A 26431-nucleotide genomic window follows, 5' to 3' on the forward strand; every position below is an offset into this window, starting at 1 on the left:
GTTCTCCATGCTCCGCTCGGCTTCCTCAACCCAACGCTCGACCTCGGCAACGGTGAGGTCATGCTGCCGGGCTACCTCAACTGGCGTGGTCTTGCCCTTGAAGATATCGATCACCACCGCCGATTTGCGTTTGGCGGTCCAGCGTTTGACGGGTGCTTCGTCGTTCATGATGCCCTCCTGTCATCTGCACTCTAACCTGTGCAGTTCTGGAGGGGGTCACTTCAGATTTGCGTTTGGCGGTCCAGCGTTTGACGGGTGCTTCGTCGTTCATGATGCCCTCCTGTCATCTGCACTCTAACCTGTGCAGTTCTGGAGGGGGTCACTTCATCTCTTCAGCGAAATCTGGAGTTCAAGCCTCTCCGTCTTCCCATCACCGAAAACATCGTATAACTGTCTCAAGTCGGCTTCTGGAACATCAAAAAGCAACTGCACGCTTTCAGCATCGCCGTAGTACCAACCATCTGTGCTCACGAAGACCTCCGAGATGTAAGGACTCTTTGGGCTATCCTCTTGGAACGCCTCTGGTGTCCTGCCTATAAGGTCTATCCCAATGTTGCTATCTACTCGCTGAGCGATTAGGTACTCCGCATCGTCCTCAGAGATATCAATCCCATAAACCTGCGTTCCATCATCCGCCTGCTGGGAAACGCCGCTTAGCGTCAAAGCATCACCGAAATCTGCATCCACGCTGGTGTCAGCCCCCGCAATGGGGTCACCTGATACAAAAGAACGCTCAACAAAAGCCCTAACCGAGGTGAGCGTTAGCGTTATGTCCTCAACCACTGATTGCCAGCGACGAGGATTGTTCTTGCCAACCTCTACCAGCCAGTCCCCATCACTATCGGCTCTATGCCTGAGGACGAGTTGTTCGCGAGGAGTGGTACCTTGCTCAGCCATTCATGGATTCCTTGTATTGGGTCTCTACATCATCACCCTGACGCCGCTCTCGTGACCGACTGGCTTCAGCCCTCATCCACGCAAGCCGACTACGTTGCTCAATATCACGCCAGCAGTCGCCTTTAAGCGTCTCCAACCGCTCCTGCACGACCACATCAGACTTGGAAAAGTGTCTTGCATAGTGGTCCAGTCGGTTAGCCAACACTGACAGCACATCAACACTCGGCTGATAACGATAGAACCGCAGCGTCCGCACATATCCCTCTGCCCTTCCTAACCACTGCTCACAGAACTCCCTCCTGCTGCTAACCAAATCCAGTTGTTCCAACTGGGTATAAACCTCGTCCAAAAAATTTATCGCCATTTCTTTCTCCATTCATAAATAACCGCAAGTGCGACCACGCACTGTTATTTATAGGAAAGACAATGAGAGATTATACAAATAAGGATGTGACCGATTGGCTGAACAACGAAAGACACATAATGACGCACTACATAGTGGCTCATACCCAGTACTCCGCCAAAGACAAGCCAATAGTGGCCATTGAAGACATAAAGTCCAAGACCGGACAGTACCTAAACCACGCCCTCAACAGAATGGCCAAAAGAATTCATAAGGGACACGGCAACAGGGTTACAAGAAGACCAGACGAGTATCGTCCAGCCACAATCGCCACCATAGAAGGACTCAAGCCCAGTGAAATGGGAAAGGTTTCCGTGCATATAAACCTGATGATTGGGAATTTACCAGAGAAGTGGCGGAATCCGGCTCGGCTTGCGACGCTGTTTGAGTATTGCTGGGCAGATAAGTGCGGACAGCGTCGCAACATTATGACGCAGAATTATGATGATAGGCCTGATTTGACTTTTTATATCTGTAAAGAAAACACCCAACCCGGCTCTATATCTGATTCCTTGGCTCTGGAAGCAACACACTTGCCACGAAGCCCTCTCTTCGCAGACTGAAGGTTAGCGAAGATTGACATATATTGAGATGCGTTCCGCAGAGCGTAGTTTGATTTTCACCCAGAATAAATGAATTCTTACTCACATAACCACTCTTCAACTATCAACTCAAACATCTCAATGATAAGAACCACTCAATGATGGTGAGCAATCAAAGAAATGTTTAGAAAGAAGTAAAGAGTGACATATCCACTTAACTCATTGATTCCAAGAGCCACTTGATATCGTTTTATCTTCCTGTTCAAATAAAATATAACAATAACACTTCCACAGAATATTAAAATGACATATAGGTAAGAATATATGCCTCAAGCACGAACGCTTAAAAAGACCCAACTGAAACAGGTGATTGATGTCACTAATTCGTGCAGCAGATATCCCCTGAGAGATACATCAATGATATTGCTGACACATCTTTGTGGTCTAAGGGTGGGTGAAGTGGCTACTTTAACATTTGATGAAGTGATGGACACCAGTGGCAAGGTGCTGGATGAAATCACTCTCAGTGCAGAGAAGACCAAGAGCAAGTGTGCCCGGAAAGCGATTCTTCCAAGACAGATGCAACGCCACCTGCAGCAATACACGAATGCATTAGAGCGTATTCCGGCACACGGCTATCTATTTTCTACTCAGAAGGCCAGCCACTTCACACCTAACACTGCCGCACAGCATCTCAAACGCCTATATGAGCGTGCCGGCATCACTGGGGCAACATCTCACAGCGGTAGGCGTACTTGGCTTACCCGGCTGAGTCAGAAAGGTGTGAGCGTATTCGTATTGGCTGATATGGCAGGACACCAGCAATTACAAACCACAATGAAATATGTAACAGTCAATGATGAGATGAAGAGGAATGCAGCAGAGTTGATATAAAAATCAAAATAACCCCGACCACAAGGAAAATTTTTCGCGTCAGTGATCGTAAGGGTATAAAGCACTTCCATCAAAATAGGAATCTGGGAAAGCGTTTGCGATCCGTTTCCTATCTGTGGTGTGGTAATATGTATTAGTTATTTGCTCAAGACTGGTACCACAATCTTCGGCTATAGCCATTGGAGGATGATTAGCATTTACTCTATTTGTAATGTAGGTATGTCGGAAACTATAAGGAACGATATTCCTTTTATCAAGATTTTCAATCTTCGCTTGGTGGATCACATAGGAGAACCAGTACGCAATGGCTCTATAAGAAAGGTGCTTCCCTGCAACCGTAGAAAATATTAGTGTTTTGGTGGTTGGACGCTCAACTTCAGTGCTATTGTTTTTTTCTAGGGAAAGGCTCAGCTGAGCATTTTGAAGTTCTAAGAATGGCTCCGCCGGAGCTATAAAAGTTCGCTCACTTTTAACCTTGGTCGTATCTTCACGAACAGTAACATTTGCATATTCAACTGTATCTTGGACACAATCAACATCGCCCCTAATCGCTTTTTTTGAATTGCTTTTGCTGCTTTCACGACTTGCGTTAATTTTAAGACGAGCAATCTGCGGTGCAATTGGCAATGCTTTGTCAAAATACCCATAGCGTACTGGCAATTCTTTGAACTCTATGTCCCCCCAAGTCAATTGCAAAGCCTCCCCACGACGCAACCCAGTTTGCATTGAAATATAAAGGTAGTAACAAGCAACAAGCTTCCGGATATTTTTTTGATTTGTTAGATCTTTTTTTGATTCTGCAATTAGACTAAGAAGGATTTCTTCCAAAGCACTCAGCTCTTCTATAGTAAAAACACTCCTTTCTACGGTGTCTTTGGCATCCTTTCTTTTGGCAACCTTTTGAAACTCAAACCGCGGAATCTCTACTTCTTTTTTTCGGTAAAGCCAGCCGACCATTGCATTTATAGTGGATTGCTCATTCGCAATGGTAGATTTTGAGACAGAATAATTTTTGTTGTTTTTAACGCGAAAACTCACATATCCTTCACAATCCAGCTGTCTCAGATCTCGTAGTTTTTCATCTCTGCCAATGAAGTCCAACCAGTGCGTCAAGTGAGTTTTAATGGTGCCGTACCTACCTTTTTTAATGACACCAATTTCTACATCCTCACACCGGCTTTGAAGATACTCCTCAACGCCCTGCTTCGCAGTCTTGGAGAACTGCCTACGACCTACTTCCTCATCGTGCTTAATCCGATAGAATATCTTTTGGGCTAAATCTTTGGCTGTTGCAACCTTTTTGGTCTTTAGTGATTGCCTTAGGTAACGACCTTCCTTGTTAAGCCACATCCTAAACTGCCAATAATCCCCTCTCTTGTAGATGACTGCTTCATCAAAGATTGATATCTCCGACTCACCGTCTGGCTTATTCTTTATTGGCATTTGGGCGTACCGGGACTATGAGACGCGATAAGTGCGTCCGTGTGTCACACTTTGTGCAACATTAGCTTGCTGGCATATAAAAATCAATCACTTACGGCCGTGTGAAAGTTTTGTGTATGTAGCATTTTGTTTAAAAACAATGGCTTACCGGGCCGAGTCTATTCCCACTCGATCGTCGCCGGCGGCTTGCCGGATATGTCGTAGACCACCCGCGAGACGCCCTCGATTTCGTTGATGATCCGCCGCGAGACATGATCGAGAAAATCATAGGGCAGATGCGCCCAGCGAGCGGTCATGAAGTCGATGGTTTCCACCGCGCGCAACGCCACCACCCACTCATAACGCCGGCCATCGCCGGTCACTCCCACGGACTTCACCGGCAGAAAGACCGCGAAGGCCTGGCTGGTCTTTTCGTACCAGCCGCTCTCGCGCAGCGCCTCGATGAAGATGGCGTCGGCCTGTCGCAGGCAATCGGCATATGCCTTGTGGATCTCGCCGAGGATGCGCACGCCCAGGCCCGGGCCGGGGAAGGGGTGGCGGTGGATCATCTCGGCAGGCAGTCCCAACTCGAGGCCGATGCGGCGTACCTCGTCTTTGAAAAGTTCGCGCAACGGCTCGAGGAGCTTGAGGTTCATGCGCGCCGGCAGCCCGCCGACATTGTGGTGGGATTTGATGACGTGGGCCTTGCCGGTGCTGGCGCCGGCCGATTCGATGACATCGGGGTAGATGGTGCCCTGGGCAAGCCACTGGATGTCATCGAGTTTGCCGGCCTCTTCGTCGAAGACCTCGATAAAGGTCCGGCCAATGATCTTGCGCTTGACCTCCGGGTCGGCCTCACCGGCCAGGGCGTCGAGAAAGCGATCCTCGGCATCGACCCGAATGACCCGGATGCCCATGTGGCGGGCAAAGGTCTGCATGACCTCGTCACCCTCGGCCAGTCGCAGCAGCCCGTTGTCGACGAAAACGCAGGTGAGCTGATCGCCAATGGCTCTGTGAAGCAGCGCCGCCACCACCGAGGAGTCGACACCACCGGAAAGCCCCAGCAGCACATTCTCGTCGCCCACCTCCTGGCGGACGCGGGCGACCAGATCGTCGATGATGTTGCCGGCCGTCCAATCGCCCTTGCAGCCACAGACTTCGTGGACAAAGCGTGCCAGTATCCGCTGACCCTGCCGGGTGTGCGTCACCTCGGGATGGAACTGCAGCCCGTAGAGGCCGCGTTGATCATCGCCAATCCCGGCAATGGGCGCCGAGGGCGTGCTGGCGATGACCTTGAACCCGCCAGGAAGCTCAGCGACCCGATCGCCGTGGCTCATCCAGACATCAAGCAGTCCGTGGCCTTCGGCATTGGTGCGATCCTCGATGTCCCTGAGCAGTACCGAATGCCCCCGGGCGCGCACCTCTGCATAGCCGAACTCCTTGGTGGACGAGGCCTCGACCGCGCCGCCCAGTTGGTGGGCCAGTGCCTGCATCCCGTAGCAGATCCCCAGCACCGGCACCCCGGTGGCGAAAACCGCATCATCCACCCGCGGGGTCTCATCGTTGTCCTCGTGCACCGACTCCGGCCCGCCGGACAAGATCACGCCGCGGGGGGCGAAGTCATGGATGGCCGCACCATCCACATCCCAGGGACGGATTTCGCAATAAACGCCGGCTTCTCGGACGCGCCGGGCGATCAGCTGGGTGTACTGCGAGCCGAAGTCCAGTATCAGGATCCGCTCGTCATGGATGTCGCGGGTCATGGCCTCAATCGCTGCGGTAGTTAGGCGCTTCTTTGGTAATGCTCACGTCGTGGACATGGCCCTCGCGAACGCCGGAGTTGGTGATGCGGGCAAAGCGCGCCCGGGTACGGAAGGCGTCGATGCTCGCGCAGCCACAATAGCCCATGCTCGCCCGCAGCCCGCCCAGAAGCTGGTGGATGATGACACCAACCGGCCCCTTGTAGGGGACCCGGCCTTCGATGCCCTCGGGTACGAGTTTCTCGACATCATCGGCGTTTTCCTGGAAGTAGCGATCCGATGACCCCTGACTGCCGGCCATGGCGCCGATCGACCCCATCCCGCGATAGGACTTGTAGCTGCGTCCCTGGTAGAGCTCCACCTCACCGGGTGCCTCTTCGGTGCCGGCGAACATGCTGCCCATCATCGCGCAGTGGGCCCCGGCGGCGATGGCCTTGGCCATATCCCCCGAATAGCGGATCCCGCCATCGGCGATAATCGGCACATCCCGGCCCTGCAGCGCGGTGGCCACATTGTCGATGGCACTGATCTGCGGCACGCCCACGCCTGCCACAACCCGGGTGGTGCAGATCGATCCCGGACCGATGCCCACTTTCACGGCGTCCGCGCCCGCTTCGACCAGCGCCGTCGCGGCGTCGCCGGTGGCGATGTTGCCGCCAACCACCTGGACATCCGGAAAGTGTTTTTTCACCCAGGCCACCCGATCCATCACCCCACGGCTGTGACCATGGGCGGTATCGACCACGAGCAGATCCACCCCCGCTTCGGCCAGTGCCTCAACCCGCTCCTCGGTGCCAACCCCGGTCGAGACCGCAGCCCCGACCCGAAGCCGTCCCTGCTCGTCCTTGCAGGCGTTGGGGAAGTCCTCGGCCTTCTGGATGTCCTTGACGGTGATCATGCCGCGCAGCTGAAAATCGCCGTTGACCACCAGCAGCTTTTCGATGCGGTGACGGTGCAGCAATGTGAGGATCTCGTCGCGTTCGGCACCCTCCTGGACCGTCACCAGCCGGCCTTCCGGCGTCATCGCCTCGGTCACGGGCATATCCAGTCGGGTTTCAAACCGCAGATCGCGGCTGGTGACAATCCCCTTGAGTCGACGACCCTCCACCACCGGGACGCCGGAGATGCCGTGCTGACCCATGAGCAGCAGCACCTCGCGGATGCTGGCCTGGGGCCCCACGGTAATGGGCTCTTTGATCACGCCGCTTTCAAACTTTTTGACGGTGCGCACCTCGCGGGCCTGGGCCTCGATGTCCATGCTCTTGTGGACGACCCCGATGCCGCCCTGCTCGGCCAGCGCAATGGCCAGTCGGGCCTCGGTGACCGTGTCCATGGCCGCCGAGAGCAACGGGATGTTCAGCGCGATCTCGCGAGTGATACGGGTGGTCAGATCGACATCCTTGGGCAGGATCTCGGAGTAGTCGGGCAGCAGCAGGACGTCGTCGAATGTCAGGGCTTCCTGGGCAATCTGCATGGGGACGTCCTCATCTGGCAGCGATTGATTAACCGATCATTGTACTCGGACTGATACCCTTGTCGCCATGGACGCGCCCGCCCAAGCAGAGATTTACACCGTCAGCCGCCTCAACCAGGCCGTCCGGCAGCTGCTGGAACAGGCTTTCCCGCTGATCTGGGTCGAAGGAGAAATCTCCAACCTGGCAAGACCGGCGTCGGGACACTGCTATTTCAGCCTCAAGGATGAAGCCGCCCAGGTTCGCAGTGCGCTTTTTCGCAACCGTGCCCAGCGGCTTCGATTCAGCCCCGACAACGGCCAGCGGGTGCGGCTGCGTGCGCGGATCAGTCTTTATGCCCCGCGTGGCGAGTATCAGCTGATCGTCGAGCATATGGAACCGGCCGGCGACGGCGAGTTGCAACGCGCCTTTGAGGCGCTGAAAGCCAGGCTCTCGGCCGAGGGCTTGTTCGCCGAACAGGCCAAACAACCCATACCTGCCCTGCCCCGTCGCATCGGGGTCATCACCTCACCCACCGGGGCGGCCATTCGGGATGTGCTGAGCGTTTTGAAGCGACGTTTTCCGGCGTTGCCCGTGCTGATATACCCGACCGCGGTCCAGGGCGATCACGCCGCGGCCGAGATGGCATCGGCAATTCGCCTTGCCAACGAACGCGCCGAAGTGGATGTGCTTTTGATCACCCGCGGCGGGGGATCACTGGAAGACCTCCAGGCCTTCAACGACGAGCATCTCGCCCGGGCCATCGCCGCCTCGCAGCTGCCGGTGGTCAGTGCCGTTGGCCACGAGGTGGATATGGCCATCACCGATTTTGTCGCCGACGAGCGCGCTGCCACCCCATCGGCGGCCGCCGAACGTCTCTCGCCCGATGGCACGGCCATCCATCAGCGCCTCGTCGATCGGTCGGCGCGGCTGGCAGGCACCCTGCAGCGGTTGCTCCAGCGTCAGGAGGAGCGGCTTTTGCAGCTCGGTCGTCGACTGGACTCGCAACACCCCGGACGTCGGCTGCGCGACCGCAGCCAGCGGCTGGATGAGCTCGATCAAAGGCTGCGCCACGCGATAAACCGTCGGCTGCAAGGCCGTGGCGAGCAACTGGTAAGCGCCCGCAGGCGCCTACGGGCCGCCAACCCCGGCCAACGGGTGCGCGAGGGCCAGCGTCGGGTCGAAACACTGCGACAACGCCTCGGCAGCCAGACCCGCGAAGCCGTTGCTCGCCGCCAGGCGCAACTCACCGCCAGCGCCCGGGCGCTCGAGGCGATGAGCCCACTGGCGACCCTGCAAAGGGGCTACGCCATTGTTCAAAGCCCCGAGGGGCACATCCTGCGGCGAGCCAGCGATCTTCAGCCCGGCGCCGCGATCCATGCACGACTGGCCAGTGGCCGGCTTGATGCCATCGTGCAGCGAGTCGATGACGACGAACGAACCGAGTGATCGGACAAAACCGTATGCGCGCTGGCTTGTTGCTCCGACAGGGCACGCGCATCATGCCCACTTTCCCAACTCAGTTTCAGGGAACCCATGGATCTCAACACCGCGCTTTCTCGCTACGATCTGGACTTCGCCACCATCCAGACGCCCGCCGGCCTCGCTCGACTGGATGAGGCCTTTGTCAACGAGCTGACCGCCAGCGCGCCGGCCCTGGCCGAGGCGTTGAAAGCCTATCGGCAACGCGACGAGGATCTACCCGGCACTCAGAACAGCGAGTTGTTGATCAGCCTTGCCCCCCACGTCGAGGCCTTCCTGGGGCGGCTTTTCGGGATCGAGTCCGAACTTGCCGGACTGCGTGAATCCATCCTCGCCGAGGACGTGGTCATGCAGTTCAAGCAGGCCTACGTCCAGAAGCGCGTCAAAAAGTACCGCAAACCCATTGAATACAGCTTTGCCGAGCTGGATGCCGCGGTGCACGCCGGCGTGGGGCATATCGAAGAGGGCGACGAAGAGCGGGCACTGGCGCGGTTTGCCATGGCGTTGCTGGATGACGAGACCGCCAATGCCGAGGTCATCGAGACCCTGACCGCCTGGTGCAAGCTGGCCCGGCAGACGCCTGAAGGCCAGCGCCGGGTGGCCGGCTGGGCAAGCTTTCGACTGCCCGAGCGGGTGGATCACTTCGACCGCGTGCCCACCGAGTCCGTCGAGGTCGACGGGGTGACGCGCCTTCAGGCCGACCCCGGGCAATGGCGTCAACGCGACGGGTTTTCACTCACCGATGCACGCATGACCCCACGGGATGTGCAAAGCGAGGTGCACTACTGCATCTATTGCCACGATCACCAGGGCGATTTCTGCTCGCGGGGATTCCCGCAGAAAAAGGGCAGCCCGGATGAGGGTTTCAAGAAAGACCCACTGGGGGTGACGCTGACCGGCTGTCCGCTCGAAGAGAAAATCTCGGAGATGCACGTGCTGCGGCGCGACGGGTACAACCTCGCCGCCCTTGCCATGATCATGGTGGACAACCCCATGGTGCCGGCCACCGGCCACCGGATCTGCAATGACTGCATGAAAGGCTGCATCTACCAAAAGCAGGACCCGGTCAATATCCCCCAGATCGAGACCCGGGTGCTGACCGACAGCCTGGATCTGACCTGGGGTGTCGAGCTCTATCACCTGCTCACGCGCTGGAACCCGCTGCGTCGCGAGCAATACATCCAGCAACCGGACAACAACCGGCGTGTGCTGGTCGCCGGGATGGGGCCGGCCGGTTTTACCATGGCACACCACCTGACCATGTCGGGCACCGCTGTGGTCGGCGTCGACGGACTCAAGATCGAGCCCCTGCCCGAGGCGCTGTTGCAACAGCCCGTCCAGCGCTGGTCGGATCTTCAGGAAGACCTCGACGAGCGTATCCTCATGGGCTTTGGCGGGGTGGCCGAATACGGGATCACTGTTCGCTGGGACAAGAACTTTCTCAAGCTCATCTATCTGACGCTCGCGCGGCGGCACAACTTCCGGGTCTTCGGGGGCGTGCGCCTGGGTGGCACGGTCACCCTCGAGGATGCCTGGTCACTGGGCTTCGATCATGTGGTCAACGCCACCGGTGCCGGACTGCCGCGGGTCGTGCACATGGGCAACAGCCTCGCCCGCGGCATGCGTCAGGCCAGCGACTTTCTCATGGCATTGCAGCTGACCGGCGCGGCCAAGGCATCGAGCCTGGCCAGCCTGCAGGTCCGGCTGCCCGCCGTGGTGGTCGGTGGCGGTCTGACCGGCATCGACACCGCCACCGAGGTGCAGGCGTATTACATCAAGCAGGTCGAGAAGATCCTCGAGCGCTACGAGCGGCTGAGCGAACGCCTGGGCACCGAGGCAGTAACTGCCGGGCTCAACGACGAGGACGCGGCCACCCTGGCGGAGTTTCTCGAACACGGCCGCGCCATTCGCCAGGAGCGCGAGGCAGCCGCCAGGGCCCAGCGCGAGCCCGATTTCAATCCCCTGCTGCGCGCCTGGGGCGGTGTCACCGTGGCCTATCGCAAGGGCATAACCGACTCGCCCGCCTATGTGCGCAATCACGAAGAGGTCACCAAGGCCACCGAAGAGGCGCTTTTCTACGCCGAGGGGCTTGAGCCGCTGCGGGCCGAGGTGGATGAACACAACCATGTCAGCGCCCTGGTCTGCCGCGAGCTGCAAAGGCAGGACGGTCACTGGGCCGCCACCGGCACCGAGCGTCGCCTGCCGGCCCGCGCCATTTTTATCGCCGCCGGGACCGTGCCCAATACCATCTACGAACGCGAGCACGCCGGCACCTTCCAGCTCCAGGGCAATCACTTTCTGCCCCATCAGCCCACCGCGGCGGGGCTGGAGCCCGTCGACGACGCCGATCACTGCAAAACCCCGGTATTCGGCCCCTTGACCTCTTACGATAACGGCGGACGGCGGGTGAGCTTTATCGGCGATACCCACCCGGCGTTCCATGGCAGCGTGGTCAAGGCGATCGCATCGGGCATGCGCACCTACCCCTATGTCCTGGCGGCGATGACACACGAGCCACCCGCCACCGGCCGGTTGCATGAGGATTTCCTCGAAGAAATGGATGACCTTTTCACCGCGCGAGTGGTGGAGGTGCGACGGGACAACCCGGCCATGGTCGAGCTCTGGGTGCGTGCCCCGATGGCCGCGCGCAACTTTCGCCCCGGGCAATTCTTTCGCCTGCAGACATTCGAATCGCTCTCGCCGGTGGTGGACGACACACGGCTGCAGATACCGCTCATCACCGTCTCGGGCACCGGCGTCAAGGACGACTGTATCCGGCTGATGATCCTGCAGTGGGGCGCAGGCCCACGGCTTGTGGGTCGACTCCAGCCCGGTGACCCAATGGTGCTGATGGGGCCAACCGGTGCCCCGACCGATATGCCCACCGGCCGGACCATTATGGTGGTGGCCGGCCGCTGGGGTGCGGCGGTGATGCTCGATATCGGTGCCGCGCTGCGAGCGGCGGGTAACCGGGTGCTCTACGTCGCCGCGTTCGGCGCGGCCGGGGACGTCGACCACCAGGATGAACTCGAGGCCGGCGCCGACCAGGTGATCTGGTGCACCGCCAAGGATGAGTGCATCCAGCCCCGGCGGCCCCAGGACATCAGCCTGCAGGCGACCGACATGATCGATGTGGTCCGCCGTTACGGAGACGGCGACATCGGACCGGCAGAGGGCGCTATCCCGCTGTCGGACGTCGACCGGATCATGGTCATGGGCGGCACCGGGCTACTGAAGGGCTTTCAGTCGGCGGTCCAGGGCGAGCTCAAGGCGCGCTTCGCCGCCGATTGTGATGCCTTCGGCACGGTGGGCAGCCCGATGCAGTGCATGATGCAGGGCGTCTGCGCCCAGTGCCTGCAGTGGCAGATCGACCCGGAGACCGGCGAGCGCACGCGGCCGGTGTTCTCCTGCGCCGGCCAGGATCAGCCATTGACCTGGATCGATCTGGACAACCTGGCCGCCCGGCAGCAGCAAAATCGTCTCAGCGACCGGCTCAACGGGCAGTGGCTCGAGCAGGTGCTACAGCAGGCGGCGTCCTAGGCCTCGAGCACGACAAACGCCAGGGCCTGGTCGCGCTCATCGCTGATGGACAGATGGGCCCGGCCTACCCCCAGCTGGTTCGCCCGGGCCGCGGCCCGGCCGCAGAAGCGCAGTAACGGCGCGCCCTGACGGTCATGCCCGACCACCAGCTCGGGGAACGCCGCTTCGGCCCCGATCCCGCAACCGAGCGCCTTGGCGGCGGCTTCCTTGGCGGCAAAACGCCGCGCCAGGTAGGCATCGGCCAGTGCCCCGCCCGGCGACGAGGCAACGATGCGCCGATAAGCGGCCTGTTCGCTGTCGGCGAGCAAGCGGCTGACAAGCCGGGCGCCATAACGGGCGTGAATGCCCGCCATACGGGGAATCGAGACAAGATCGGTACCGATCCCGATGATGCTCAATGGCGCGCCTCGCGGATCAGGCGCTTCATCTCGCGCACCGCTTCCTCAAGGCCGGTGAACACCGAGCGCGCCACGATACTGTGGCCGATGTTCAACTCGGTGATCGATGGCAGCGCGGCAATCGGTGCGACGTTGTGATAATGCAGCCCGTGGCCGGCGTTCACCTGCAACCCTAGCGAGCGCCCCAGCTCGGCGGCCTGTTGAACACGCTGGAATTCACGGTGGATGTCGGCATCACTCCGGGCATCGGCAAAGCCACCGGTATGCAGCTCGATGACCGGCGCTCCGGCGGCCTGCGCCGCTTTGACCTGCTCGGCGGTGGGATCGACAAAAAGCGAGACCCGGACGCCGGCATCCGCCAGCCGCTGACAGGCCTCGGCCACTCGTTGCGGGTCACCCACGACATCCAGACCCCCTTCGGTGGTGAGCTCCTCGCGTCGCTCTGGCACCAGACAACAGTCCGAGGGGGCCGTGCGGGCGGCAATATCCAGCATTTCTGCGGTGATGGCGATCTCGAGATTCATGCGCGTCTGCAGTGAATCCGCCAGGCGCACGACATCGCCATCCTGGATATGGCGCCGATCCTCGCGCAGATGAATGGTAATGGCATCGGCGCCAGCCTGTTCGGCGAGGTGCGCGGCCAGCAGCGGGTCCGGGTAGCGTGTGCCGCGCGCCTGACGCAGGCCGGCGACATGATCGACGTTCACGCCAAGCAGGGGCTCAAGGCTGCCCTGATGATGCGCCATTGTCATGATCTCCTTTGACAGTGTAGCGGGCATAAAGCTCGCGGCTTTTGAGCGGGCGCTCACCGATGTGCGCGCGTAGCGCCAATCGCATGATGTCGCGGGTCTGCCGGGCCACCCAATCCTCGATGGGTGTGGCGGCAAGACCGATCAGCACCCGGCCGGTGACGACATCCCGACCCGTCGGACTGCCAACGGGCATCGCACCAATGGCGGGATCGTACCGGTAGGCTTGATCCGGCACCAGCGCCTGATCATTGACGTCGCGCTGCAGAGGCAGGCCATAGCCCAACAGGGCCAACAGATCACGCTCGAAACGGCGCAGCAGCGACGCCTCGGGCTGATCACCGGCAAGGCCTTCCAGCAACTGGAGATAGATCGCAAAGACCCCGGGCTGGGGGTCGTCCCGGTGGAGCAGTCGCATGAGCAGCTCGTTGGCATAAAAGCCACTGACAAGGCGCCGATGGCGCAGGACAAGCGGACGCCCGGCCGATTCCACCGCCTGCAACGCGCCCAGGTCCCCCCGTCGGCGCCAGGAGACGGCCAACGGCTGGAAGGGCTGCAGCAGACCGGCCGATGGACTGCGCCGGCCCCGCACCCCACGCGCCACCAGCCCGACCCGCCCGTGATCGCGGCTGATCAGCTCGAGCAGCAGGCTTGTATTGCGGTAATCGCGGGTGTGGAGCACCAGGGCCGGCTCCAGTTCAACCCGAGTGACGCTGCCACTCATTGCGCTTCGGTATAGCCCAGCGCCTGGAGCATGCGGGCGTCATCCGACCAGCCCTCACGGACCTTGACCCACGTCTTCAGATAGACCCGCACGCCCAGACAGCGCTCGATTTCCTTGCGCGCGGCCGCACCGATTCGCTTGATCCGTTCGCCCCCCTCACCAATGACAATGCGCCGTTGGCCGGGTCGCTCGACCCAGATGACCGCCGCGATGCGACGCAAGCGCCCCTCGCTTTCGAGGGCTTCGATCTCGACGGTGCTCGCGTAGGGGAGCTCATCGCCGAGCATCAGCGTGAGCTGTTCGCGCAGCAGCTCGGCGACCATGAACCGTTCGCCCCGATCGGTGACCTGCTCGGGCGGAAAAAGCGGTGGGCCTGCGGGGAGATGTTTGACGATCTCAGCCTCGAGCCCGTCGAGATTATCCGCGCGGCTCGCCGAGACCGGGACCACCGCCGCGAATGACCGTCGCTCTGCCATCTCGGCGATCCTGGGTAACAGACGGTTTTTATCGCGCAGCCGATCGACCTTGTTCAAAACGCTGATCACCGGGGCGTTAATGCCCTCCAGCCGGCTGAGCACCGCGTCATCGGCCTCAAGCCAGCGATTCGCTTCGCTGAGCATCACCACCAGATCCACATCGGCGAGTGCGCTGCCGGCGGCGTCATTGAGGTAACGGTTCATGGCCGTCCGCCCGCCCTGGTGCAGGCCGGGGGTATCGACGTAGACAATCTGGGCATCGTCCCGGTGATGAATCCCCAGGATGCGATGTCGGGTGGTCTGGGGCTTGCGGGTGGCGATGCTTACTTTACGGCCAAGAATGGCGTTGAGCAGGGTCGATTTGCCCACGTTGGGCCGCCCCACCAGGGCCACGAACCCGGCGACGTGGCTCGAATCCGAGGCAGTCACGGGCGTTTGTCTCCACTGTCCATTGGTTCGTCGGCCTGCAGCTGTGCGAGCAAATCCTCGGCGGCCGCCTGTTCGGCCTGACGGCGGTTGGCGGCAACCCCCTCGCCCACCGGCGCCAGGGCCTCGCATTGACAGGTCACGCGAAAAGTCTGCTCATGGGCGCGGCCGTGGGTTTCCTCCAGCGCATAATGCGGCAGCGCCAGATGCCTGGCCTGAAGATACTCCTGGAGTCGGGTCTTGGCGTCCTTGAGCGCCTCCATATCAGGCAGCTCGGCAAGATGCCCCTCGTAGAGCCTGAGGATCAGTGCCTCGCCGGCCGAAAAACCGCCATCCAGATAGACTGCACCGATGAGTGCCTCCAGCGCATCGGCGAGGATAGAGTCGCGCCGACGCCCGCCGGTTTTGAGCTCGCCGCTGCCGAGGACAATATGCGGGCCCAGGGCGATGTCGCGGGCAATCCCGGCCAGGGCATTTTTGTTGACCAACGCCGCCCGCAAACGGCTGAGCTCGCCCTCGCGCAGATCCGGGCGGCGCTGGAAGATCTCGGAGGCGATCACGAAATTGAGGATCGCATCACCCAGAAACTCCAGTCGCTCGTTGTTTGGCCCGGCGGCGCTGCGGTGCGTAACCGCCTGCCGCAACAGCTCAGGGTTGCCAAAGGACCAGTCGATGCGCTCGGCAAGGCGCTGAAGATCCATCATCGCCGCCGCACCTCCGTGCTCAGTCAATGCGCTGCCCCATCCTTGACCAATTGGGCCCACCATTCCAGCTCAGCCAGATGAAAAAGGCCTCTCCCACCAGGTGATCCCGCGGCACCGTCCCCCAGAAACGGCTATCGCTGCTGCGGTCGCGATTGTCGCCCATCACAAAGTACTCGCCCTCCGGAACCCGGGCCGAGAACCCCCGGCGATTGCCATTGCGATGCAGCAAAAGCTCATGCCAGTCATCATCGATGCGCTCGCGCAGCAGGGCAAAGGCATCGTCTTTCGCCCATTCGCCGAGCGATTCCATGGGCACCGGCCGGCCGTTAATCGAAAGCCGGCGGTTGGCATAGGTGATCCGGTCACCCGGCAGACCCACAATCCGCTTGATGTAGTCCTGTCCCGGATTGGGGGGGTAGCGGAACACCACGACATCGCCGCGTTCCGGATCGCCCACCGGGGCAATCAGCTGGTGGGAGACCGGCAGTCGCAGGCCATAGCCGAATTTGTTCACCAGAATGAAGTCGCCGGACTCCAGGGTCGGCAGCATGGACCCGGAGGGGATGCGGAAGGGCTCGATCACAAACGATCGCGCCACCAGGACGATCAGGATGACCGGGAACAGCGATCGCCCCAGATCCACCCAATAGCTGACCGGCGCATCGGCGGCCCGGCGACGTCGGCGAATGCGGTCGTACACCCAGATGATGCCGCTGATCGCCGTCACCACCACCAGCAGCAGTTCAAAATCCAGCATGTCTGCCCGCCCCCTCAGCGATCCGAGTCAACCTGCAGCACGGCCAGGAACGCGTCCTGCGGAATCTCGACCCGACCGACCTGCTTCATGCGCCGTTTGCCCTGCTTCTGCTTCTCGAGCAGCTTTTTCTTGCGTGTAATATCGCCGCCATAGCACTTGGCGGTCACATTCTTGCGCAACGCCTTGACGGTGGATCGTGCAATCACCTTCGAACCCACCGCCGCCTGAATGGCCACCTCGAACATCTGCCGCGGGATGATCTCTTTGAGTTTTTCGGTCAACTCGCGGCCCCGGCCCTCGGCCTGGTCGCGGTGGACGATCACCGACAGGGCATCGACGCGATCACCGTTGACCAGAATGTCCAGCTTGACGAGGTTTTCCGGCTGAAAGCGCCGGAACTCGTAGTCGAACGAGGCGTACCCCCGGGAGGCGGATTTCAGACGGTCAAAGAAATCGAGCACCACCTCGCCCATCGGCATCTCGTATTCGAGCGAGATCTGATTGCCGACATACTGCATGCCCTTCTGCGTGCCGCGCTTGTCCTCGCAGAGCTTGATCACCGCGCCGACATAGGCCTGTGGCACCAGAATGCTGGCCTGGATGATGGGCTCACGGATCGATTCAACATCGCTGACCGGTGGCAGCTCGGAGGGATTGTGCACGCGCAGTGAATCGCCCTCTTTGGTGATGACCTCGTGGACCACGGTCGGCGCGGTGGTGATCAGATCAAGCCCGTACTCGCGCTCGAGACGCTCCTGGACGATTTCCATATGCAGCATGCCCAGGAAACCGCAGCGAAAGCCAAAACCCAGCGCCTCGGAATTCTCGGGCTCGTAGTGCAGTGCCGCGTCGTTGAGCCGCAGCTTGCCGAGCGCATCCCGGAAGGCCTCGTAATCATCCGAGCTGGTTGGGAAAACCCCGGCAAAGACCCGGGGCTGGACGAGTTTGAATCCGGGTACCGGTTCAGCGGTCGGCGCTCTGGCCTGGGTCAGCGTATCGCCCACCGGCGCGCCGTCGATATCCTTGATCCCCGCCACCACAAACCCGACCCGGCCGGCGGTAAGCGATGACCAGGGCGTGCGCTTGGGCGTGAAAATACCCATGTCATCGACCTGGAACTCCCGACCGGTCGACATCACCTTGATCCGATCGCCTTTGTTGAGCGTGCCATCGATAATGCGCACCAGGCAGACCACGCCCAGATAGTTGTCAAACCACGAGTCGATGATAAGGGCCTTGAGCGGCCCATCCGGCTTGCCCTGTGGCGCGGGAATCCGGTGCACCAACGCTTCGAGCAGATCCTCCACACCCATGCCGGTTTTGGCGCTGATGGGCACGACCTCGGCGCCATCCAGGCCGATGATCTCTTCGATCTGCTGGATCACCCGGTCCGGCTCGGCGGAGGGCAGATCGATTTTGTTGAGTACGGGAATGACCTCGAGGCCCTGTTCCACGGCCGTATAGCAGTTGGCGACGCTCTGGGCCTCGACCCCCTGGGCGGCATCCACAAGCAACAGGGCCCCCTCGCAGGCATACAGCGATCGGCTGACCTCGTAGGAGAAGTCCACATGCCCCGGGGTATCGATGAAGTTCAGCTGGTAGGTCTGACCATCACGCGCTGTATAGTCCAGGCTCACACTCTGCGCCTTGATCGTGATGCCCCGCTCGCGTTCCAGATCCATGGAGTCGAGCATCTGCTCGCTGGACTGCCGCGCGTTGTAGTGGGCAGAACGCTCGATCAACCGATCAGCGAGCGTGGATTTACCATGATCGATATGCGCGATGATGGAGAAGTTTCTGATTTGATCCATGAAATCCTGGCCCGGCCTGTGCCGGCTGCGGAAAAAACAGCGGCCGCAGTCCGGACGCACCGGCTGCGGCCGCACCGACCGACGGTCGGATAGGCTAGCCGCTAACGATACCCATCAGGGCATCCGAAGGGCAAGAAAACGCTGGCTTTGATCGCGCAAGACCAACAACGGCACGCTGCTGCCCGATGGTGCCTCATCCAGCGCCTGTTGCAGCGCCTCCAGCCCGCTGATCGGAGAGCGATTGACCCGGGTGATGACATCGCCCGGCGCGAGCCCCGCTTCGGCAGCCGGACCACCACTGACACCGGTCACCACGACCCCTTCGACGGCATCGTCCAGCTCCAGGGCCTCACGGCGCTCATCGTTGAGCGGCTCGACCGCCATGCCCAGCTCCTCGAACTCGCCGTCGGGCCCGCCGGGCTGTGCTCGACTGGGCTGACCAGCGCTCTCCGGCAACTGCTCAAGGGTGACATCGATGCTGCGACGCTCCCCGTCCCGCAGCACCACCACAGGTGCGGTGGAGCCGACGCCGGCACGGCCGACGATCGGAGGCAGTGAGCCAGAGCTGGGGATGTCGCGTCCGTTGAACTCGACGATCACATCACCGGGCTCCAGCCCTGCCTTGGCCGCCGGGCTATCCGGCAGCACCTGCGCCACCAGCGCGCCCTCGGGGCGGTCCATACCGAAGGACTCGGCAAGATCCCGGGTCACATCCTGGATGACCACCCCCAGCCAGGCGCGACTAACCTCACCGCCGCTTCTCAGCTGTTCGGCAACTTCCATGGCAAGCTCGATCGGGATGGCGAACGAAATGCCCTGAAACCCGCCCGAGCGGCTGTAGATGTGGGAGTTGACCCCGATGACCTCGCCATCGAGGTTGAACAACGGGCCGCCGGAGTTACCCGGATTGATGGCCACGTCGGTCTGCAGAAAGGGGACATAGTTCTCGGTCGGCAGGCTCCGACCCTTGGCGCTGATAATGCCCGCGGTCACCGAATACTCGAAGCCAAATGGCGAGCCGATGGCAAGCACCCATTCGCCCACCTGAAGGTCCGACGAGGCACCGGTATCGACAGTCGGCAGCCCATCGGCCTCGACCTTGAGCAATGCCAGGTCGGTGCGGTCATCGGCGCCGACCAGCTCTGCTTCGAGCTCGCGGCGGTCGTTGAGGCGAACGATGATCTCCGAGGCCTGCTCCACCACATGGTGGTTGGTCATGATGTAACCATCCTCGGAGATGATGAATCCCGAACCCAGCGAGCGCGAATCGAACCGTGGCGCCGGCTGGCCGTCCTCGTCCATGAACCGGTCCATGAAGTCCCGGAACGGGTGGCCTTCGGGGAGCTGATCCGGATCCGGCATCCCCGGGATATCGGGCATCCGGCTGCGCTGGGTCCGTGCCTCCTGGGTGGTGCTGATGTTCACCACCGCCGGGCTGTTATCCCGCACCAGACCGGTGAAATCCGGCAGATCCTGTGCAGCCGCCATGCCGGCGGTGGCCAGCATCAGCGCAACTGCCGTGAGCCATTGAGCCGCACGGCGCCTGGGCGCATAAAGGTCTCTCATGGTCGCTGTCCTGTTGTTTCGGGAGTTGATTCCGAGACGAGCGAGGCGGCGATCCGCCGGACGGTGTTCGCCGGGACCTCGCCCACGACAATCGCTTGATGCTGGCCAATCCGCCGTCCATAGGCGTTCATCGCCCCCATCCGCATGGCCCCGTCAACGCCGGGCGCCTGCTCGGCCGGTTCGATGTAGACCGACACATTGGCCAGTCCATCGGTGAGCAACAGGTGCCGGACCGGAGCGGCACGCCCCGGCAGGCTCTGGAGACGATCCATGCTCACCCGATACCCGGCCGGCGGGTTGCTAACCCGCCAGCGGCCACGGGCTTGAGTGGTACTGGCGGTGTCGGGGTCCCAGCGCTTCTCGACCCGGGTGAATCCGGCATCATCCAGTGTCGATTCGAGAAGGGCTTCCGGCATTGCATCCCGCAGATCCAGGTTCATCACCATCAATCGTTCAATCACGCGGCCGGCCGGATTGAGCACCTCGGCCCGCAGCATCAGCCCGGTCTGCTTGTCAAACCACAGCGCGTAGCCATAACGCTGGGTGTCCTGCGGCTCCAGCCGAACTTCCACCGCGGACCGATCGGCCACACGGTCTTCGCCGGTGAGGCGCAACGCATAGTGCGGAGTGAGGCGGCTGGCATTCGCCGGCACCCGTACCCCCAGAGGCCGGTCGAGTCGCCGCCGGTCGACCAGAATGGAATCGCTGTTCGGCAGTATGCAGGTGATCCGATCGTCGCCGCGGAGTATTTCCCGAGCATCACCCGAGAGCGAATGGAGCCGCTCCCGCACCCCGGTTTCCGGGTTGGCCGAGCGCCAGATCCGCATGGTCTCGATTTCGTCGGCATGCTGATACACCAGATCACCGACGAAACTGTAGCGACTGCGGGCCTCACTGCCGCGCTCGATCCAGCCCGAAGCTGTCTGAGGGATTGAACCGTTCGCCTGCGCCGCGTCGTTGGCTGCCGCCATCTGGGCCATCGCCAGTGCACCGAGGACCAGGCCCGCGGCCAGCGGCACCAGTCGCTCAATCCTCGGCATCATGACCAACGATTCGGGCGTATTTCAGTGTCCCGCCCAGTTGTCCGCTGGCGGCATGCTCGCTGTGGTTGACCAGGTAGGGATTGAGCCACCGCCGAGCCTCGGCATCCATGGCCCGTTCGCCCGCAGCCGCGTTGGTCGAGGGCGCGCCAAGCCGTGCCCGGGAGAGCTGGCCTTCGCTGGGCGCCCCCTGCAGTGTGGTCGCCACCGCCTGGGTCTGACTGGTTCCGCTGGGCTGTTCGCCCACCATGGGCCACACCGAGACCAGTGCCAGGGCAACACTCGCTGCGATTGCCATCCCGGCGGCCGGCTTGAGTAACGTCGCCACCACGCCCGGCTCGCGGCCACGGGCGCTGTCTTCGCCATCGCCGTGGGCCGGCTCTTCGGCAATCGCCGCCCCGACCCGATCGGCCAGCAACGACCCGTCGCGGGTATACTCGCCTCGCGCGACGGCCGAGACGGTCTGGTAGCGCTGCCAGAGCGCCCGCGCCTCATCATCGGCGCCGACCCGTCGTGTCATGAATGCCGCCGCCTCACTGTCCAGCTCGCCATCAACCAACGCCGACAGTTGCTCTTTGTGTTCTTTGTGCATGGTGGTTACTCGCTTGTACCGCTCAGAAGCGGCCGCAGCCGCTTGTCGATCGCCTCACGGGCACGAAAGATCCGCGACCGCACCGTCCCGATGGGGCAATCCATGGCCTCGGCTATTTCTTCGTAGGTAAGCCCTTCAAACTCCCGCAACACTATGGCGGTGCGCAGATCGTCCGGCAGGGCCTCAATCGCTGTCATGACCGTCGACTCCACCTCGTCCCGCTGAGCGAGGGCTTCGGGTGACTCCTGGTCCTTGAGACGTGATTCGATGTCGTAGCGTTCCGCATCTTGGGCATCGATGTCGTTGTCCGGCGGCCGTCGGCCCTGCGACACCAGGTGGTTTTTGGCTGTATTGATGCCGATGCGGTAGAGCCAGGTGTAGAAGCTGCTGTCACCCCGAAAGCGGGGCAACGCTCGGTAGGCTTTGATAAACGCTTCCTGGGCGACGTCCATTGCCTCGGCCTGGTCGTGAACGTAGCGCGACACAAGCTTGATGAGCTTGTGCTGGTATTTAAGGACCAGCATGTCAAAGGCCTTTTTGTCGCCGGCCTGTACACGTTCTACCAGCTCCTTGTCCGCATTGGCGGTACTCATGTTTCCTCCGCGCCCGGCGCCCCCGGCAGCCGGACGCTGCCTCTACGCATCGACCGAGATTTATCGTAGAAGTTCACTGCCGCGAGGCTAACCCGTTGGACGGGCCACGACCAACCCGACACAGCCACCGGACTCGGCGGCGCAACTGGCGATGGGATTCGCGATCCATGGCATCCATCGGCACGACAACGGCGCGCCGCCGACGATGGGTGCGCAGGCTGATGACGACCACCACCGGCGATACCAGCGCATCGGCGATCGCCCCGTGGTAGCGACGACCCGCGCCGTCGATAACCAGGCACTGGCCATCGCCATCGAGCACCAGCGACCGCGGCGCGCGCGGTGTCCCCGGCCAGTGCCGGTAGCCTGTCACCAGCGTGGCGAGCAACACGCCTGCAACCACCACGCTCCGCCAGAGTGGCGTGATGCCCTCTACGGCCAGGCCGTAGAGCAGCGTCAACGACGGGAGCGCGATCAGATAAAGACAAAGAAAACGGCTGCTGGCCAGTTCAAAGACCAGACGCGGCGCGGATGCGTCGGCTGATCTTCTCAAGGCTCGGTTCTCCGGCGGGTTCGCCCTTCAACAACCAGTCGATGAGCCGATCATCCTCGATGCTGAGCAGTTGGTCGAACACCTCCCGACCAGCGGCATCGAGGCAGGCGTACCCGGCCTGATCGTCATCCAGAAAGCGATTGAGCAGCCGGTCGAGTTCGGTGGTGCCGCGCCGGCAGCGCCAGCGCAGCTTGGCCATGTGCGCGGTATCGAGCTCGGCCACCTTATTGCCGGGCGACCATCAAGCGCTTGATCTCGGCGATTGCCTTGGCCGGGTTGAGCCCCTTGGGGCAGGCCGACGCGCAGTTCATGATCGTATGGCAACGATAGAGCTTGAATGCATCATCAAGATCGTCCAACCGGCCGCCGGTATCCTCGTCACGGCTGTCCGCGATCCAGCGATAGGCCTGGAGCAACACCGCTGGCCCGAGATATCGATCCGGGTTCCACCAGTAGCTGGGGCAGGAGGTCTGGCAGCACGCGCAGAGGATGCACTCGTAGAGCCCGTCCAGTGCTTCCCGGTCCTCGGGGCTCTGGAGCCGCTCCTGGTCCGGCGGTGCCGGCGTCTGCGTGCGAATCCAGGGCCGGATCGAGGCATACTGGGCGTAGAAGTGGGTCATGTCCGGCACCAGGTCCTTGACCACCCGCATGGATGGCAGCGGATAGATGCGTACATCCCCGTCGATATCGTCAATGGCTTTGGTACACGCCAGCGTGTTGCTGCCATCGATATTCATCGCACAGGAGCCGCAGATACCCTCACGGCAGGAGCGGCGGAATGTCAGCGTCGGGTCGATTTCGTTTTTGATCTTCACCAGCGCATCAAGGACCATCGGACCGCAGCTGTCGAGGTCGAGATCATAGGTGTCGAGCCGCGGGTTCTCGCCTGAATCCGGCTCCCATCGATAGACCTTGAACGTCTTGATGTTCGCCGCGCCGCTGGGAGCGCCGTGGTGCTCGCCCTGCTGGATACGGGAGTTGGGGGGCAGGATGAACTGGGCCATGGGATCAATCTCCTCGGTCAGTACACGCGCTTCTTCGGCGGGATGACTTCCATCTCATCGGTGAGCGTGGTCATGTGCACCGGGCGGTAATCAAGCTGGACATCGCCGCTTTGCTGAAGCCACGAGACGGTATGCTTCATCCAGTGCTCGTCGTCGCGCTCGCCATAATCCTCGCGGGCGTGGGCGCCGCGGCTTTCCTGGCGGTTGAGCGCCGAGTCCATGCTGACCACGGCGTTGCCGAGCAGGTTCTCGAGCTCCAGCGTCTCGACCAGATCGGTATTCCAGATCAGTGACCGATCGGCCAGTTTGACGTCGGCGAACATGCCATGGATTTCATGGATCTGTTTACTGCCTTCCTGCAGGGTCTCTTCGGTGCGGAAAACGGCCGCGTAATCCTGCATGGCCTTTTGCATGCGCTCGCGGATCCGTGCCGTGGGGTTTTCACCATCGGCATGGCGCAGCCGATCCAGCCGGCTCAGCGCAAAGTCGGCGCTGTCCTTGGGCAGCGGCTTGTGCTCGCCGGCATCGGCGACCACCTCGGCGGCGCGGATGGCCGCTGCGCGGCCAAAGACCACCAGATCCAGCAGCGAGTTCGATCCCAGCCGGTTGGCGCCGTGGACGGATATGCAGCCCGCCTCCCCGATCGCCATCAGTCCGGGGACAACGGCATCCGGATCGCCATCCCGAGGGGCGACCACTTCGGCTTTGTAGTTGGTCGGGATGCCGCCCATGTTGTAGTGCACGGTCGGCAGCACCGGAATCGGCTCCTTGGTGACGTCAACGCCGGCAAAGATGCGCGCCGTCTCGGCGATACCGGGGAGCCGCTGGTTGATCACCTCGGGGCCAAGATGCTCGAGATGCAGATGGATATGATCGCCATTGGGTCCGACGCCACGCCCCTCGCGGATCTCCACCGTCATCGAGCGGGAGACCACATCGCGGGAGGCCAGATCCTTGGCGTTGGGTGCATACCGCTCCATGAAACGCTCGCCTTCGGAGTTGGTGAGATACCCACCCTCACCCCGCACGCCTTCGGTGATCAGGCAGCCGGCGCCGTACACGCCGGTGGGATGAAACTGGGTGAACTCCATATCCTGCAGCGGCAGCCCTGCACGCAAGACCATGCCGCCCCCGTCACCGGTGCAGGTGTGCGCCGAAGTGCAGGAGAACCAGGCACGCCCGTATCCGCCGGTGGCGAGCACAACGATGTGCGCCCGGAAGCGGTGGATCTTGCCGGTGGCAAGCTCCAGCGCGATCACACCCCGGCAGGCGCCATCCTCCATGATCAGGTCCAGGGCGAAGTACTCGATGTAGAACTCGGCCTGGTGGGCCAGCGACTGCTGATAGAGCGTGTGCAGAATGGCATGGCCGGTCCGGTCGGCCGCTGCACAGGTGCGCTGCGCGGTCCCCTCGCCAAAGTGGGTGGTCATGCCGCCGAAGGGCCGCTGATAGATCTTGCCCGCCTCGGTGCGCGAAAACGGCACGCCGTAGTGTTCGAGCTCGATGATCGCCGGGATGGCCTCACGGCACATGTATTCGATGGCGTCCTGGTCACCCAGCCAGTCCGACCCCTTGATGGTGTCATAGGCGTGCCAGCGCCAGTCGTCCTCGCCCATATTGCCCAGCGCGGCGCTGACTCCGCCCTGAGCGGCCACGGTGTGACTGCGGGTGGGAAAGACCTTGGTCACACAGGCGGTGCTCAGCCCCTTCTCGGCCATGCCAAAGGTCGCCCGCAGCCCGGCGCCGCCGGCGCCCACCACCACAACGTCATAGCTGTGGTCGACAATTTCGTAATCGGTGGTCATCGATTCAGCCTCCGAATGCAGTTCTCAAATCGGCGAAGAATGCGATCCGGACGACCGCCAGAATCGCCGCCGTGGCAAGGGCGATAGCCAGAAAGCGGACCGCGATGACCAGCGCGAGCCGGACACCCTTGTGGCTTACGTAGTCTTCGAGAACGACCTGCAGGCCCAGCGCGGCGTGGTAGAAGAGCACACCGAAGACCAGGACCATCAATACGGCGTTGAGCGGGCTGCCGAGCCAGCTGATGGTGTCCAGGTAGCCGCCCCCAGCGTTGGCGGCGATCCCGGTGACCAGCCAGAGCATGAGCGGCACCATGCCGATTGCGGTCAGGCGCTGGATCCACCAGTGAGCCGCGCCGTGGTGCGAGGCCCCCAGGCCCCGCGCCTGCTTGATGGGGGTACGGAATTCCATGTGCCCTCTCCCTTAGAAAATGGCGATGAGCCAGGCGATGAGCGTCAGCACGGCGGCGCCGCCGATCGCCATCTGTCCCGAACGTTTGGCCGTCTCGAGCTCAAAACCGTATCCGGCGTCCCAGACCAGATGCCGGATGCCGTTGCACAGGTGATAGAACAGCACGAAGGTCCAGGCAAACATCAAAAGCTGGACCGGCAGGCTGCCGAGAATGGCAGCAGCAGTGCGATAGGCCTGCTCGCCGGCGGCGGCGGCAACGACCCAGTACACCAGCACCAGCGATCCGGCGGAGAGCAATACCCCGGAGATGCGGTGGCTAATGGAGGTCAACGCCGTAAAAGGCAGGCGGTAGACCTGAAGATGGGGGGAAAGCGGCCGACTATCCGTACTCATCAGGGACTCTCTCCGGGCACGATGTCTTTTGGAATTATTG

27 protein-coding genes are annotated in these 26431 nt (G+C 61.5%); 4 read left to right on the plus strand and 23 right to left on the minus strand.

All coding sequences use genetic code 11. From position 1 onward, the window contains the following. The 3 genes from V6X73_RS09555 to V6X73_RS00705 all read right to left on the minus strand — a co-directional run. Nucleotides 1–168, minus strand: a 168-nt coding sequence (locus tag V6X73_RS09555) for a DUF1153 domain-containing protein (protein WP_407826503.1), incomplete at its 3' end; no start/stop codon positions are given. A 156-nt stretch (nt 169–324) separates the two neighbouring features. After that, entirely contained in the window at nt 325–897 is a 573-nt protein-coding gene (locus tag V6X73_RS00700) for a hypothetical protein (protein WP_367958243.1), read from the minus strand. After that, entirely contained in the window at nt 890–1261 is a 372-nt protein-coding gene (locus tag V6X73_RS00705) for a DUF6626 family protein (RefSeq protein WP_367981190.1), read from the minus strand. Before V6X73_RS00705 ends, V6X73_RS00700 begins: the two co-directional genes overlap by 8 nt. A 62-nt stretch (nt 1262–1323) precedes the next feature. Between V6X73_RS00705 and V6X73_RS00710 the strand changes: the two genes are divergently transcribed. Both V6X73_RS00710 and V6X73_RS00715 read left to right on the plus strand, forming a co-directional pair. Then, entirely contained in the window at nt 1324–1863 is a 540-nt protein-coding gene (locus V6X73_RS00710; protein WP_367958241.1) for a hypothetical protein, read from the plus strand. 303 nt (nt 1864–2166) lie between these two features. Then, on the plus strand, nt 2167–2736 hold the full coding sequence (locus tag V6X73_RS00715) for a tyrosine-type recombinase/integrase (RefSeq protein ID WP_367958240.1): 570 nt from the start codon (nt 2167–2169) through the stop codon (nt 2734–2736). A 39-nt stretch (nt 2737–2775) separates the two neighbouring features. Here the strand turns inward: V6X73_RS00715 and V6X73_RS00720 are convergent, their stop codons facing one another. The 3 genes from V6X73_RS00720 to guaB all read right to left on the minus strand — a co-directional run bounded on the left by V6X73_RS00720 (nt 2776) and on the right by guaB (nt 7392). Continuing rightward, nucleotides 2776–4179, minus strand: coding sequence for a tyrosine-type recombinase/integrase (locus V6X73_RS00720; protein ID WP_367958239.1), 1404 nt, complete (start codon nt 4177–4179; stop codon nt 2776–2778). Between the two features lie 158 nt (nt 4180–4337). After that, complete coding sequence (guaA, locus tag V6X73_RS00725) at nt 4338–5921, minus strand: glutamine-hydrolyzing GMP synthase (RefSeq protein WP_367958238.1); 1584 nt, start codon at nt 5919–5921, stop codon at nt 4338–4340. A 4-nt stretch (nt 5922–5925) separates the two neighbouring features. Beyond that, on the minus strand, nt 5926–7392 hold the full coding sequence (gene guaB, locus V6X73_RS00730) for an IMP dehydrogenase (protein ID WP_367958237.1): 1467 nt from the start codon (nt 7390–7392) through the stop codon (nt 5926–5928). A gap of 67 nt (nt 7393–7459) precedes the next feature. On the opposite strand from guaB, the gene xseA reads away from it, so the two are divergent. Next, on the plus strand, nt 7460–8818 hold the full coding sequence (gene xseA / locus V6X73_RS00735) for an exodeoxyribonuclease VII large subunit (protein ID WP_367958236.1): 1359 nt from the start codon (nt 7460–7462) through the stop codon (nt 8816–8818). 87 nt (nt 8819–8905) lie between these two features. Beyond that, entirely contained in the window at nt 8906–12391 is a 3486-nt protein-coding gene (locus V6X73_RS00740) for an FAD-dependent oxidoreductase (protein WP_367958235.1), read from the plus strand. Here the strand turns inward: V6X73_RS00740 and acpS are convergent. From acpS to sdhC, 17 genes are all read right to left on the minus strand, one after another. Then, nucleotides 12388–12789: a holo-ACP synthase gene (gene acpS / locus V6X73_RS00745; protein ID WP_367958234.1), complete on the minus strand. Its 402-nt coding sequence runs from the start codon at nt 12787–12789 to the stop codon at nt 12388–12390. The genes V6X73_RS00740 and acpS overlap by 4 nt on opposite strands. Further along, nucleotides 12786–13535, minus strand: a complete 750-nt coding sequence (gene pdxJ, locus V6X73_RS00750; RefSeq protein WP_367958233.1) for a pyridoxine 5'-phosphate synthase — start codon at nt 13533–13535, stop codon at nt 12786–12788. The genes acpS and pdxJ overlap by 4 nt, the downstream gene beginning before the upstream one ends. Then, nucleotides 13510–14262, minus strand: coding sequence for a DNA repair protein RecO (gene recO / locus V6X73_RS00755; RefSeq protein WP_367958232.1), 753 nt, complete (start codon nt 14260–14262; stop codon nt 13510–13512). Before recO ends, pdxJ begins: the two co-directional genes overlap by 26 nt. Then, on the minus strand, nt 14259–15167 hold the full coding sequence (era, locus tag V6X73_RS00760; RefSeq protein WP_367958231.1) for a GTPase Era: 909 nt from the start codon (nt 15165–15167) through the stop codon (nt 14259–14261). Before era ends, recO begins: the two co-directional genes overlap by 4 nt. After that, the gene (gene rnc, locus V6X73_RS00765; RefSeq protein WP_367958382.1) at nt 15164–15868 is read right to left on the minus strand and encodes a ribonuclease III; all 705 of its coding nucleotides are present in this window, start codon (nt 15866–15868) and stop codon (nt 15164–15166) included. Before rnc ends, era begins: the two co-directional genes overlap by 4 nt. Before the next feature lie 19 nt (nt 15869–15887). Then, nucleotides 15888–16625, minus strand: coding sequence for a signal peptidase I (gene lepB, locus V6X73_RS00770; RefSeq protein WP_367958230.1), 738 nt, complete (start codon nt 16623–16625; stop codon nt 15888–15890). Nucleotides 16626–16639: 14 nt separating this feature from the next. Next, nucleotides 16640–18436 carry a translation elongation factor 4 gene (gene lepA / locus V6X73_RS00775; protein ID WP_367958229.1) on the minus strand — a complete coding sequence of 599 codons (1797 nt, stop codon included), beginning with the start codon at nt 18434–18436 and terminating at the stop codon, nt 16640–16642. A gap of 114 nt (nt 18437–18550) precedes the next feature. After that, a complete protein-coding gene (locus V6X73_RS00780) occupies nt 18551–19942 on the minus strand; it encodes a DegQ family serine endoprotease (RefSeq protein WP_367958228.1) in 1392 nt (463 codons plus the stop codon). A gap of 56 nt (nt 19943–19998) precedes the next feature. Then, nucleotides 19999–21045: a MucB/RseB C-terminal domain-containing protein gene (locus V6X73_RS00785; RefSeq protein WP_367958227.1), complete on the minus strand. Its 1047-nt coding sequence runs from the start codon at nt 21043–21045 to the stop codon at nt 19999–20001. Then, nucleotides 21029–21634, minus strand: coding sequence for a sigma-E factor negative regulatory protein (locus V6X73_RS00790; protein WP_367958226.1), 606 nt, complete (start codon nt 21632–21634; stop codon nt 21029–21031). The genes V6X73_RS00785 and V6X73_RS00790 overlap by 17 nt, the downstream gene beginning before the upstream one ends. A 5-nt stretch (nt 21635–21639) precedes the next feature. Then, nucleotides 21640–22227 (minus strand): RNA polymerase sigma factor RpoE, encoded by a 588-nt coding sequence (rpoE, locus tag V6X73_RS00795; protein ID WP_367958225.1) that lies wholly within the window; start codon nt 22225–22227, stop codon nt 21640–21642. A 73-nt stretch (nt 22228–22300) separates the two neighbouring features. After that, nucleotides 22301–22780 carry a protein YgfX gene (locus V6X73_RS00800; RefSeq protein ID WP_367958224.1) on the minus strand — a complete coding sequence of 160 codons (480 nt, stop codon included), beginning with the start codon at nt 22778–22780 and terminating at the stop codon, nt 22301–22303. Then, the gene (locus tag V6X73_RS00805; RefSeq protein ID WP_367958223.1) at nt 22737–23003 is read right to left on the minus strand and encodes an FAD assembly factor SdhE; all 267 of its coding nucleotides are present in this window, start codon (nt 23001–23003) and stop codon (nt 22737–22739) included. Before V6X73_RS00805 ends, V6X73_RS00800 begins: the two co-directional genes overlap by 44 nt. Nucleotide 23004: 1 nt before the next feature. Then, nucleotides 23005–23784 carry a succinate dehydrogenase iron-sulfur subunit gene (locus tag V6X73_RS00810; RefSeq protein ID WP_367958222.1) on the minus strand — a complete coding sequence of 260 codons (780 nt, stop codon included), beginning with the start codon at nt 23782–23784 and terminating at the stop codon, nt 23005–23007. Between the two features lie 17 nt (nt 23785–23801). Continuing rightward, nucleotides 23802–25589 carry a succinate dehydrogenase flavoprotein subunit gene (gene sdhA / locus V6X73_RS00815; RefSeq protein ID WP_367958221.1) on the minus strand — a complete coding sequence of 596 codons (1788 nt, stop codon included), beginning with the start codon at nt 25587–25589 and terminating at the stop codon, nt 23802–23804. Between the two features lie 4 nt (nt 25590–25593). Continuing rightward, nucleotides 25594–25998, minus strand: coding sequence for a succinate dehydrogenase, hydrophobic membrane anchor protein (gene sdhD, locus V6X73_RS00820; RefSeq protein ID WP_367958220.1), 405 nt, complete (start codon nt 25996–25998; stop codon nt 25594–25596). Between the two features lie 12 nt (nt 25999–26010). Beyond that, the gene (gene sdhC / locus V6X73_RS00825) at nt 26011–26391 is read right to left on the minus strand and encodes a succinate dehydrogenase, cytochrome b556 subunit (protein WP_367958219.1); all 381 of its coding nucleotides are present in this window, start codon (nt 26389–26391) and stop codon (nt 26011–26013) included. Nucleotides 26392–26431: the final 40 nt, after the last annotated feature.

The organism is Spiribacter pallidus (assembly GCF_040838495.1).
GTDB lineage: Bacteria > Pseudomonadota > Gammaproteobacteria > Nitrococcales > Nitrococcaceae > Spiribacter > Spiribacter pallidus.

Bases quoted from the DNA above. Each gene is read 5' to 3' on its own strand.
- guaA (WP_367958238.1), bottom strand. From the start codon at position 5,921: ATGACCCGCGACATCCATGACGAGCGGATCCTGATACTGGACTTCGGC.
- V6X73_RS00700 (WP_367958243.1), bottom strand. From the start codon at position 897: ATGGCTGAGCAAGGTACCACTCCTCGCGAACAACTCGTCCTCAGGCAT.
- V6X73_RS00710 (WP_367958241.1), top strand. From the start codon at position 1,324: ATGAGAGATTATACAAATAAGGATGTGACCGATTGGCTGAACAACGAA.
- sdhC (WP_367958219.1), bottom strand. From the start codon at position 26,391: ATGAGTACGGATAGTCGGCCGCTTTCCCCCCATCTTCAGGTCTACCGC.
- V6X73_RS00810 (WP_367958222.1), bottom strand. From the start codon at position 23,784: ATGGCCCAGTTCATCCTGCCCCCCAACTCCCGTATCCAGCAGGGCGAG.
- rpoE (WP_367958225.1), bottom strand. From the start codon at position 22,227: ATGAGTACCGCCAATGCGGACAAGGAGCTGGTAGAACGTGTACAGGCC.
- V6X73_RS00780 (WP_367958228.1), bottom strand. From the start codon at position 19,942: ATGCTGGCCACCGCCGGCATGGCGGCTGCACAGGATCTGCCGGATTTC.
- sdhD (WP_367958220.1), bottom strand. From the start codon at position 25,998: ATGGAATTCCGTACCCCCATCAAGCAGGCGCGGGGCCTGGGGGCCTCG.
- xseA (WP_367958236.1), top strand. From the start codon at position 7,460: ATGGACGCGCCCGCCCAAGCAGAGATTTACACCGTCAGCCGCCTCAAC.
- V6X73_RS00740 (WP_367958235.1), top strand. From the start codon at position 8,906: ATGGATCTCAACACCGCGCTTTCTCGCTACGATCTGGACTTCGCCACC.
- V6X73_RS00715 (WP_367958240.1), top strand. From the start codon at position 2,167: ATGCCTCAAGCACGAACGCTTAAAAAGACCCAACTGAAACAGGTGATT.
- recO (WP_367958232.1), bottom strand. From the start codon at position 14,262: ATGAGTGGCAGCGTCACTCGGGTTGAACTGGAGCCGGCCCTGGTGCTC.
- V6X73_RS00705 (WP_367981190.1), bottom strand. From the start codon at position 1,261: ATGGCGATAAATTTTTTGGACGAGGTTTATACCCAGTTGGAACAACTG.
- pdxJ (WP_367958233.1), bottom strand. From the start codon at position 13,535: ATGGCGCATCATCAGGGCAGCCTTGAGCCCCTGCTTGGCGTGAACGTC.
- rnc (WP_367958382.1), bottom strand. From the start codon at position 15,868: ATGATGGATCTTCAGCGCCTTGCCGAGCGCATCGACTGGTCCTTTGGC.
- lepA (WP_367958229.1), bottom strand. From the start codon at position 18,436: ATGGATCAAATCAGAAACTTCTCCATCATCGCGCATATCGATCATGGT.
- lepB (WP_367958230.1), bottom strand. From the start codon at position 16,625: ATGCTGGATTTTGAACTGCTGCTGGTGGTGGTGACGGCGATCAGCGGC.
- guaB (WP_367958237.1), bottom strand. From the start codon at position 7,392: ATGCAGATTGCCCAGGAAGCCCTGACATTCGACGACGTCCTGCTGCTG.
- V6X73_RS00785 (WP_367958227.1), bottom strand. From the start codon at position 21,045: ATGATGCCGAGGATTGAGCGACTGGTGCCGCTGGCCGCGGGCCTGGTC.
- V6X73_RS00790 (WP_367958226.1), bottom strand. From the start codon at position 21,634: ATGCACAAAGAACACAAAGAGCAACTGTCGGCGTTGGTTGATGGCGAG.
- sdhA (WP_367958221.1), bottom strand. From the start codon at position 25,589: ATGACCACCGATTACGAAATTGTCGACCACAGCTATGACGTTGTGGTG.
- V6X73_RS00720 (WP_367958239.1), bottom strand. From the start codon at position 4,179: ATGCCAATAAAGAATAAGCCAGACGGTGAGTCGGAGATATCAATCTTT.